Annotated in this window: 8 protein-coding genes; 4 read left to right on the top strand and 4 right to left on the bottom strand. The window is 46.0% G+C overall.

Going from position 1 to position 9,208, the window contains the following annotated elements; translation table 11 throughout:
* Nucleotides 1–305 precede the first annotated feature (305 nt).
* The gene (locus ACR2PX_RS26380; RefSeq protein ID WP_434002341.1) at nt 306–2,105 is read left to right on the top strand and encodes a hypothetical protein; all 1,800 of its coding nucleotides are present in this window, start codon (nt 306–308) and stop codon (nt 2,103–2,105) included.
* A gap of 117 nt (nt 2,106–2,222) precedes the next feature.
* Here ACR2PX_RS26380 and ACR2PX_RS26375 read toward each other — a convergent pair whose 3' ends face one another.
* Together ACR2PX_RS26375 and ACR2PX_RS26370 are read right to left on the bottom strand one after the other, a co-directional pair.
* On the bottom strand, nt 2,223–2,801 hold the full coding sequence (locus ACR2PX_RS26375) for a sugar O-acetyltransferase (RefSeq protein WP_434002340.1): 579 nt from the start codon (nt 2,799–2,801) through the stop codon (nt 2,223–2,225).
* Between the two features lie 179 nt (nt 2,802–2,980).
* The gene (locus tag ACR2PX_RS26370; protein WP_434002339.1) at nt 2,981–3,829 is read right to left on the bottom strand and encodes a hypothetical protein; all 849 of its coding nucleotides are present in this window, start codon (nt 3,827–3,829) and stop codon (nt 2,981–2,983) included.
* 45 nt (nt 3,830–3,874) lie between these two features.
* Here ACR2PX_RS26370 and ACR2PX_RS26365 point away from each other — a divergent pair, with 45 nt between their 5' ends.
* Together ACR2PX_RS26365 and ACR2PX_RS26360 are read left to right on the top strand one after the other, a co-directional pair.
* A complete protein-coding gene (locus ACR2PX_RS26365) occupies nt 3,875–4,627 on the top strand; it encodes a YdcF family protein (RefSeq protein ID WP_434002338.1) in 753 nt (250 codons plus the stop codon).
* A gap of 16 nt (nt 4,628–4,643) precedes the next feature.
* Nucleotides 4,644–4,883 carry a hypothetical protein gene (locus tag ACR2PX_RS26360; RefSeq protein WP_434002337.1) on the top strand — a complete coding sequence of 80 codons (240 nt, stop codon included), beginning with the start codon at nt 4,644–4,646 and terminating at the stop codon, nt 4,881–4,883.
* A gap of 87 nt (nt 4,884–4,970) precedes the next feature.
* On the opposite strand, the gene ACR2PX_RS26355 is transcribed toward ACR2PX_RS26360, so the two are convergent.
* Nucleotides 4,971–6,374 carry a class II fumarate hydratase gene (locus ACR2PX_RS26355; protein ID WP_434002342.1) on the bottom strand — a complete coding sequence of 468 codons (1,404 nt, stop codon included), beginning with the start codon at nt 6,372–6,374 and terminating at the stop codon, nt 4,971–4,973.
* 295 nt (nt 6,375–6,669) lie between these two features.
* Between ACR2PX_RS26355 and ACR2PX_RS26350 the strand changes: the two genes are divergently transcribed.
* Nucleotides 6,670–7,509 (top strand): 2OG-Fe(II) oxygenase family protein, encoded by an 840-nt coding sequence (locus tag ACR2PX_RS26350; protein WP_434002336.1) that lies wholly within the window; start codon nt 6,670–6,672, stop codon nt 7,507–7,509.
* A gap of 146 nt (nt 7,510–7,655) precedes the next feature.
* On the opposite strand, the gene lnt is transcribed toward ACR2PX_RS26350, so the two are convergent.
* Nucleotides 7,656–9,203, bottom strand: a complete 1,548-nt coding sequence (gene lnt / locus ACR2PX_RS26345; RefSeq protein WP_434002335.1) for an apolipoprotein N-acyltransferase — start codon at nt 9,201–9,203, stop codon at nt 7,656–7,658.
* Between the last annotated feature and the right edge of the window lie 5 nt (nt 9,204–9,208).

The following is a 9,208-nucleotide window of genomic DNA, read 5'->3' as shown; positions in this document are numbered from 1 at the left end:
GTTGGCGAGTTAATGAAGAAGAGGCATTAATAAACTGTTTGAAGAGTGGATATTGCATAACCAGCTCCTCTGGAAGTAAAAGACTATGAGATTATAGTTCATGCAACCATTAAAGGTAACTTAGCCCTAATAGCCTATGAGATTTTGAAAGAGGGCTAAGGAGGTACAGCTTACAGGCTATAAGAAAGAAGAATGAATCTCTGTCTCAAGTGAAATCCTGACCAAAGATGCTGCTTGCTTGATTTGAAAATTGAACTAGTACTATCCATACGGATTCTAAATCAGTCGATAGGACGGGGTCAGGTATGAGCAATAAAACACTGTTTCTTTCAGCTATAGCTTTGCTGATACAGTGGACTGTAGCTATAGCGCAACCTTCTTTTACTTCAGAGCATATGGCTCAGGCACCTGAGCAATCTAACTTAATGAAAATGATCACTCTTATGTCAATGATTGATCAAGATGGTTTTCATTATGAGCATCTTGAAAAACTAGATATTAAGGAAGATCAGGTAGAGCTGTTGATTAATGAGTATTCAGAGCTTATTGAATCTATGTATGCACTCAGAGTCCATCCCCTTGCACCTTTCGCTCCTGACCCAGGTTCTTTGCTTGAAAGCATTTCGAACCATGAGTATTTCTTAGGGAAGACGATAAAAATTACTGAAAGTGGTTCCTCAGATGAGGAAGGTGATGAACAAGATCTCAAGGTGGATAAGCAAGATGTAGATGGAGTGGAAGAGAAGGAGGCTAAAGATAAAGTTGAATGTCGTATTCCTGAGTCATTCGGGTCCCACGATGAATTGCGTCACTTTTTGATTCACGATAACAACTGCAGTTTCAGTGAGTTGTTTACTTATCTCCGGCAATCGAATGATTCAGATTTGATCGAAATGTCAGAAGAGTTATGGATTAGTCTCATCAAGCTCTTGGTTGGCGAAACCAAAGAGTCTATCTCTCTCAGATTGATGTTCTCCTCCGGTCATGATGACCTGGCTGAAAAAGCTCTTTCCACTCTGGACAGCAAGCCTTTCACGGTTATAGGTATGGCTGCTTTTGACCTGGATTTTTCTGAACACATAAGAAAAATGGCTGAGGAGCATAGTCAAAAGTTGGATGTTTTTTTCGTAACTATGAATGAAAAACTGGTGAAGAATGAGCGGCTTCTTGCTTCTCTGGATGGCATTGTCATGCCCGATGGGAGAGACAGTTTTCATACTGTTCCGTACTCCTTGACTGAGTCTTTTGGATTGGATCAGCAGGATGCAGAATCTTTGACTAGCGATGAAAGAGTCTATCAATTGCTGTATGACTTGAGCATTCTCAAAGGCATCCCTGTGCTGGGCGCTGGTACAGGTCATCAGCAACTGGCTTTGAACAGAGGGGGAAAGTTATCCAGACTGACGCTTGAAGGAAAAAAACAGGTAAGGCTTTTGCCTGGGGCTTTGAATCACTATATGGCCCTTTCTCCTGAAGGTCAGTTCAATGCTCTGAATAATTGTGATTTGTCTGAAGTGGTGGTCAATGGTTCAGTTTCTACCCTATACGTAGTCGACCAGGTTACCAATGGTGTTGAAGTGGGGGGCGTGACAGAGGAACAGCCGGAAAATGTCATAATGGCCGCCAGTTATAAGGGGCATATCAGTACTTTTCATTTCAAGATCGAAGAAGACTTCGACCCCTGGGACAAAACAAAGCATGGGGACCCAAACACTCGTATCTTAGAGTCGTTTGTTGAATTCACGGCCGCTCACCAAAGAATGAGGAAGCATTCACTGGCTGCTTATTACGCGCCGGCTATGGAGCAAAGAATAGGAAGGCTGAAGCATTGCGTCAGTAGTTCCAAAGATGCTTTGGATCAGCCAGAGTACTGGTTTAATACGAGCAAGGGCTTTAGATCACTTAACATCCGGCCAGAATATGATGAGGTGACTGTCCATATTGCTCCTGGACTGCAGCCAGAAGATATGGATATCCAGCACAGTCATGACTCTATGATCGTATATCTGTCGTATCCGGATTCAGGCAGCAGTATGGAACTGGTCAAGAGCAGAACAGAGCAGAAAGTACACATAGAATACGCTCAGGATTACAAATTGCACTGAGTACGAAGAGTCCACTAGCTTATCGTGAAAGCCATTTCATTATCTTTGACTGATGAAATGGCTTCTTTGTCTTGGAATGGTTTGGCTGGTCTTATTTTTCTATGTTTAACTATTCCGTCATCTGTCCGAGCAAATCAATACATAATCATCAACAGACTTAATAACTCTGCAGGGAGCACCGACTGCCACATTATTTGCAGGGATGTCACGAGTCACCACACTGCCTGCTCCAATCACGGCATTATCGCCAATAGTCACTCCCGGATTGACAGTGACATTGGCTCCCAGCCAGACGTTATCACCTATGGTGATGGGTTTGCAGAATTCCAGGCCAGTGTTTCGGGTAACTGCGTCCAGAGGGTGTCCCGCAGTGCTGATTGTGACGTTAGGACCAAACAGCACATTATTACCAATGGTGACTTTAGCTCCGTCAAGAATGATGCAGTGATGATTGGCGTAGAAGTTCTCTCCCAGGTGAATGTTGTAGCCATAATCACAGAAGAACAATGGTTCTATCCAGACGTCTGAAACAGTGCCCAGAAATTCTTTGAGAACTTGCTCTTGTAACGCCTTTTCATCAGGTGCGATCTGATTGAAACGGTGACAAAGCTTCTTGGCTCTCAGACGATCCTGAGTCAGCTCGGGATCAAATGCCAGGTAATCCATACCTGCCAGCATTTTCTCTTTTTCAGTCATAAGGCCACTTCAATACAGAGTTGTCAGTGGTTGAATTAACTCATGTCTTGAGTAGGACTTTAGTTCGTGATTTCCGATGAGTTGTCAGGATCTATTTCTGATCAAACAGTCTTGAGCCGCAGTAATGCTTACCTGACATGATGAAAAAACCATTGAGATAGAGCGGACAGTAAGCAGGTTTATTGGTTTTTTTTGCCGGACTTATTCAGAGATTCGATGGCCACAGTACGATAATGGGTTAATGACGAACCCTGTTTGCTATAGAACAAACCACGCACAGTATTGTTCAGGTAAGAGAGGGCAGTAAGTTGACTGAACTCATCAAGCTGCGCCTTCGTCAAGGTGACTGAGCAGTCTTTCAAACCGGCGCTAATCAGTTTTGTATTGTCATTGCCCGCCTTATGTAACCACCCCATGACGGCTTGGGGAGCGCTCTGGTAACCATCATAACCAATATTGATCCACCAGTGATGCTCCTGAACTAATGACTGCAGGTCTTTGGTGGTCAGAGAGGGCAGTTTCGATATTTTCTTGATCAGAGGGCGACCATTTTTCCGGGTGCCGTATTCCATCATTTCCTGGCTGAGGAAAGGGGCACAACCGGGCTTTTCTCCCAAAACCTTAATCAGAAAGTGAGAAAAACCGTCATTTTGAACGACGGATACTGTCATTTTTCTCAACTCACTACTGTCAGGCTGCACGTACTGAATCTGGTAATCTTCACTGGCTAGCCGGTTAAGCTTTTTTCGCATTAAAGGTGTTATATTGTTGGTGAAAATACGAAAGCCTTTGGGATAACGCTTATGGATGTCACGGGTGGTCAGAGGATCCAGTTCAGTGTCCGATACAAGAGGTAGGGGATTCTTTCTTTCAGGGATCAGGGTGATCTCTGCCTGAAGTAACTGGGTACCACTCAACAACAATACACAAATGAGTACCCGTATTGGCTTCAAGGTAGGTTGAATGAGCCCGGCGATCAGTTCTGAAACGGATGGACAGCCCGTATCAGGGATAGCGGAATATTTCATGGTTAAACGTAGCTTCTACAGGCTTAATCGACTGAGGATAGACCATTGCAGGGTTTTCTGAATGCCATAGGGTTGCCTCTCAGGTCGTTTCTAAAGTTAAGTCTGCTCCCTCCTGTGAACATTGTCTGGATGCTGATTGTGGGATTTACCTTTAAAGCAACGCTGGGCTGGCTGGCATGGATCGCCCTGATTTTACTCTACCTGCTTTCTGTTACGCCCGTTGCCAATCTGTTGTCCAGAGGACTGGAAATATACCCTCCCGTAGATCTTGATACCTGCAAAAAGGCTGATGCCATGGTGTTATTGGGTGGGGGAAGACCCAGAAGCTCGCCTGAACTCGATGGCTATCAGCCAACGCCTTTATCACTGGAAAGAATTCGTTATACAGCCTTGTTGAACAGGGAGTGTAATGTACCCATTCTGGTAACGGGAGGCGGTGATCGAGCTGAGGCGGAAACGATGGCTCGAGTACTAAAAAATGACTACGGCGTAGAAGTCAGCTGGATAGAGAATCAGAGCATGACCACCTGGGAAAATGCGCAGAACAGCAAAAGTATTCTGGGAGATGAGTTGAAAACAGTAGTCCTTGTTACTCACGCCTGGCATATGCCTCGCTCAGTGATGAGTTTTAAAAGAGCTGGCTTCCATGTTATTCCGGCACCCACAGCTTTTACCTGGAAAGAGATTCCCTGGCAGAAACTGTCCTATTGGATACCCAGAGTCCGAAATCTTCGGGTCAGTGAGTTAGCCCTCCATGAATATCTGGGGTTAACCTGGTATTGGTTGACCAGTCGATAGATGGAGCAGAGTTATTTTGATATCGCCATTATTGGAAGAATATTGCTCATTTTGGAATGAAGACAGCATTGAATCCCTGTTAGATCTTCTGGATATTCATGTGGTCTATCAGGGAATTACCAGAAAGATAGAAGGAAAACTTCAGGTATCTGGGATGTATAGAAAATCATTTGAGTCAGGAACCGCTGGAAAATATCAGGCAATGAAATTGTCAGAAACACAGGTTGGTTTGTTTGAAGAAAGCCAGCTGAAATAGGTCAAAGATTTCAAGATAGAAGGGGATTTAATAGTCTGGCATGATTTAAAGAAGGCTGGGTGAACCAACCTCCTTTAAATCGGTTGATCATTTTGCAATGCCACCTTTCGTAGCTCGGCCCGGATCCAGAAACTTTTTCAAAGCCTCTTCCGACATACCGGTTTTTTCCTTGGCTACTTCCAGTACAGGACGTTTTTCGCGATACGCCTGTTTGGCAATTTCTGCCGCTTGCATATAACCAATCACTGGGTTCAGGGCAGTGACCAGCACTGGATTACGGCTCAATGTTTCCTTGATATGAGCTTCCTTAACGGTGAATCCGGCTATGGCCTTGTCGGCGAGAATCATGCTGCTGTTGGTTGCCAGGGTAATGCTATTAATCAGGTTGTTGGCAATCAATGGAAGCATGACGTTTAGCTGAAAATTACCGGACTGGGCTGCAATCGCTATGGCTGAATCCAGGCCTATAATCTGGGCTGCAGCCATGGTGACCGATTCAGAAATAACCGGATTAACCTTGCCAGGCATAATGCTGGAACCCGGCTGCAGCGTAGGCAGCTCGATTTCACCAAACCCAGCCAGTGGACCGCTGTTCATCAGGCGCAGGTCATTGGCGATCTTCATGAGTGATACCGCTACGCTGCGAAGATCAGAAGACAGCTCAAGAGCGGTGGCTGGCATGCTCTGGGCGGCAAAGAAATTGTTGGCAGGTTTAAAAGGCAGGCCGGTGTCCTGGCTCAGTTGCTTGCTGGCTTTTTTCGCAAAGTCATGGTGGGTATTGGTTCCGGTGCCCACTGCGGTTCCACCAAGAGTCAGTTGGTAGAGACGTTCAAGGGTCTGCTTAATTCTCTGTCTGTCATTGTTGAGCAGTGCCATCCAGCCACTGATTTCCTGGCCAAAGGTAACCGGCATAGCGTCCATCATATGGGTTCTGCCGGTTTTTACCGTATTCTCAAGTTCTACCCTTCGCTTTTCCATCACTTCCAGAAGGTGATCCAGTGCTGGCAGCAAGTGTTTATTCACCAGCAATGCGGTGGACACATGAATAGCAGAAGGAATCACGTCATTACTGCTTTGTCCCATATTGACGTGATCATTGGGCGAGATTTTTAATCCTGAAGAACGATTCACCAGATTACTGATGACTTCGTTCACGTTCATATTGCTGCTGGTTCCGGATCCGGTTTGATAGACATCAATAGGAAACTGATCAGCATATTTACCTTCAATAAGAATGTCTGCCGCTTCGATAATGGCCAGGGCATTTTCGTCAGCCAGTAAGTCCAGAGACTGGTTGGTTCGGGCTGCCGCTTTTTTGATTCGAACAATGGCTTCAATAAAAGGGTGGGGCAGCGGCTGGCCACTGACAGGAAAGTTTTCAACGGCTCGCTGGGTCTGGGCACCGTACAGAGCGTCCTTGGGGACAGCCACTTCTCCCAGGCTGTCACGTTCAATTCGTACCCCGGATGAGGGTTCTGTTGAGCTGTACATGGCTGTCGACTGTCCCATTAGTAGTGCCAGTAGTAGTGCCAGAGTCAAATGTCGCCAGGGCTTTAGCATGATGTTGGAGTTTTTCATTGATTCGGAACCATACCCAGTCCGGAATTCGAATGTGAACGCCACTATCATAGACCCTATACAGCTTATCGGCGGCTGATATTGAAGAATCAGAAATCAATCTTTTCAATGAAAGTAATCAGGCGATGTTATCGCTGTATAAAGTCTGTTCTTTTGTTATTGGAAAAGATAGTATCCTGCGACTTTTTACGCACCGGATATTAGGATAATGGACGTTCAGGTAGTCGATTATACGGCCACAGATGCACCTCAGAAGTTTGTTGAATCCCTTCGTGAAACGGGCTTTGCCGTTTTAACCAATCATCCTCTGAGTCAGGACCTGGTTCAGTCTATTTATGATAACTGGTTAAACTTTTTTAACTCACCTGCCAAGCAGGATTTTCTTTTTGATCCTGAAAAACAGGATGGTTACTTTCCACCTGAGGTTTCTGAAATAGCCAAGGGCCACGAGAAAAAGGATCTTAAAGAGTATTATCATATTTACCCGTGGGGTCGGATTCCTGCTGAGCTGGCATCAGAAATCAAAGGTTATTATGACCAGACTTCCACGTTGGCGGGTGAGCTTCTGCATTGGGTTGAGAAGAATGCTCCAGCTGATGTCGCTAAAGGCTTTTCTGAGCCATTACCTCATATGATTGAAGACACCCCTAATACTCTGCTTAGAGTTCTTCACTACCCTCCATTCACTGGCGAAGAAGAACCCGGTGCTATTCGCGCTGCGGCTCATGAAGACATCAACCTGCTGACCATTTTGCCTGCAGCCAGTGAACCCGGTTTGCAGGTACAGTTGAAAGACGGCTCCTGGGTCGATGTCCCGTCAAAGTTCGGTTACCTGATCATCAATACCGGTGATATGCTGCAGGAAGCGTCCGTAGGGTATTTCCCTTCCACCAGTCACAGGGTTATTAACCCGACCGGTGGCAAGAGTGAGCAATCCAGAATGTCTTTGCCTTTGTTCCTGCATCCTCGCAGTGAGGTAGTCTTATCTGAGCGTCATACTCAGCACAGCTATCTGATGGAACGACTGAAAGAACTAGGCGTTGTTTGATTTTTCATTAAGTGATTGCTGAATAAAAAAGGGTGACTGTGAGGTCCCCCTTTTTTTAGCTAACAGTATTCAGTGATCAGAAAAATATTGAGCTGTCTGTGAAAAATCCCTGCGCTTCAGCAAGAGGATAGAGTTCTGCCAACTGCCTATGATTTTTCTGAATAAGAACCTGATCTTCTGGCGCAGAAGCCAGCGACTATGATCATTAGTAGACTCAAAAATACCACAGGCCAGGATCCCAATAGCATAAAGGGGGTATTCCCTTTCATGACTTCTGCTGTGCCTCTCAGTACACCAGGTTTGAATCGCTCGATACTTTCACTAACCTGACCCTTATCGTCTATTAGGGCGCTGATACCATCATTGGTAGCACGAATCATGTATCGCCCTGTTTCCAGAGAACGCATACGAGCCATCTGAAAGTGCTGCTCTGGGCCAATGGATTTGCCGAACCAGGTGTCATTGCTGATGGTAATTAATAAGCCACTGTCTTTTGCCTGACGGGCGGCAAAGTCCGGGTAGACCACTTCGTAACAAATGTAGGCTGTGATCATTGCGTTTGGGATTCGCAGCTTTTCCTGGCTGCTATGTCCAGGGCTGAAAGCCGACATAGGCAGGTCAAAAAAGCGGATCAGACCACGAAAAGCGGATTCAAGAGGAACGTACTCGCCAAAAGGTACCAGCTTCTGCTTGTAATAGCGGCCCTTACCCAAACCCATGGCTACAATGCCGTTGTAATATTTCTCGCTGGCTAATGAGTCAGAGGTATCTGAGCGCTCGTCGATGGGCAGCCCGAGAATCAGGGCACTGTTATTTTCAGCTGCTTTTCTATCGAGCTGGTTGAGTACTGACCGGGCCTGACTGTAGAAAAGAGGGATGGCATTCTCGGGCCAGATAATCAGCTCCTGGCTCCACTCATCTTCTGAAAGACCGTAGTAAGTATTCAGTGTTTCTTGAACATGGCCCGGATCCCATTTTAACAGTTGGGGAATATTTCCCTGCACAGCGCTGAAACTGATCTCTCCCATGGGCTGAGTCCACTGTATTTTGCTCAGTGGCACCGAAGCAACCCAGAACAGCAATGTAATGGAAAGAGCAATCAAAGAAGGACTTCGTTTGGTTCGATCAGTGACCAATGTTGCAGTAATCAATGCAGCGGTCGTCGCCATGAGAAGACTTAATCCAAACACACCAACGACAGGTGCCCACGATTGAATGGGGGTGTCGAGCAATGAATAACCCTGGAGCAGCCAGGGAAAGCCGGTTAACAACCAACTACGAACCCATTCAAACAGGGTCCACAATCCGGCAAAAAGCAGTGCCTGCTGCCAGGGTGTTTGAATACTGAATCGATCCCTGAGTTTGGCATAAAGATAGAAAAGCGGCATCACCAGCAGGCTTGCCAGAATAATGACGAACAGTGCCGTCAGTAAACCTGCAAGGGGTACCGAAGCTGCGCCAAAATTATGAATGCTGATATAAACCCAGGAAGTCCCTGTGCCAAAGAGGCCCAGTCCAAACAAAAGACCACGGACAGTGGTTGTTTTGACTGTTTCAGAGCGGGTAAAAGCAAAGCCTGCCGCAGTTGCAACTATCAAAACAGGCCAGATGTTAAATGGACTGAAGCCCAGCGGGAAAAGGCTACCAGCCAACAGAGTGGCAAGGTGACCGAAGTAGAGCGTTTTTTGGTTCATAAAAT

Source organism: Endozoicomonas sp., assembly GCF_051008435.1.
In the GTDB taxonomy this organism is placed as follows: domain Bacteria; phylum Pseudomonadota; class Gammaproteobacteria; order Pseudomonadales; family Endozoicomonadaceae; genus Endozoicomonas_A.
The sequence above is the reverse complement of the archived record's forward strand: the minus strand, read 5'-3'. Positions and strand labels throughout refer to the sequence as shown.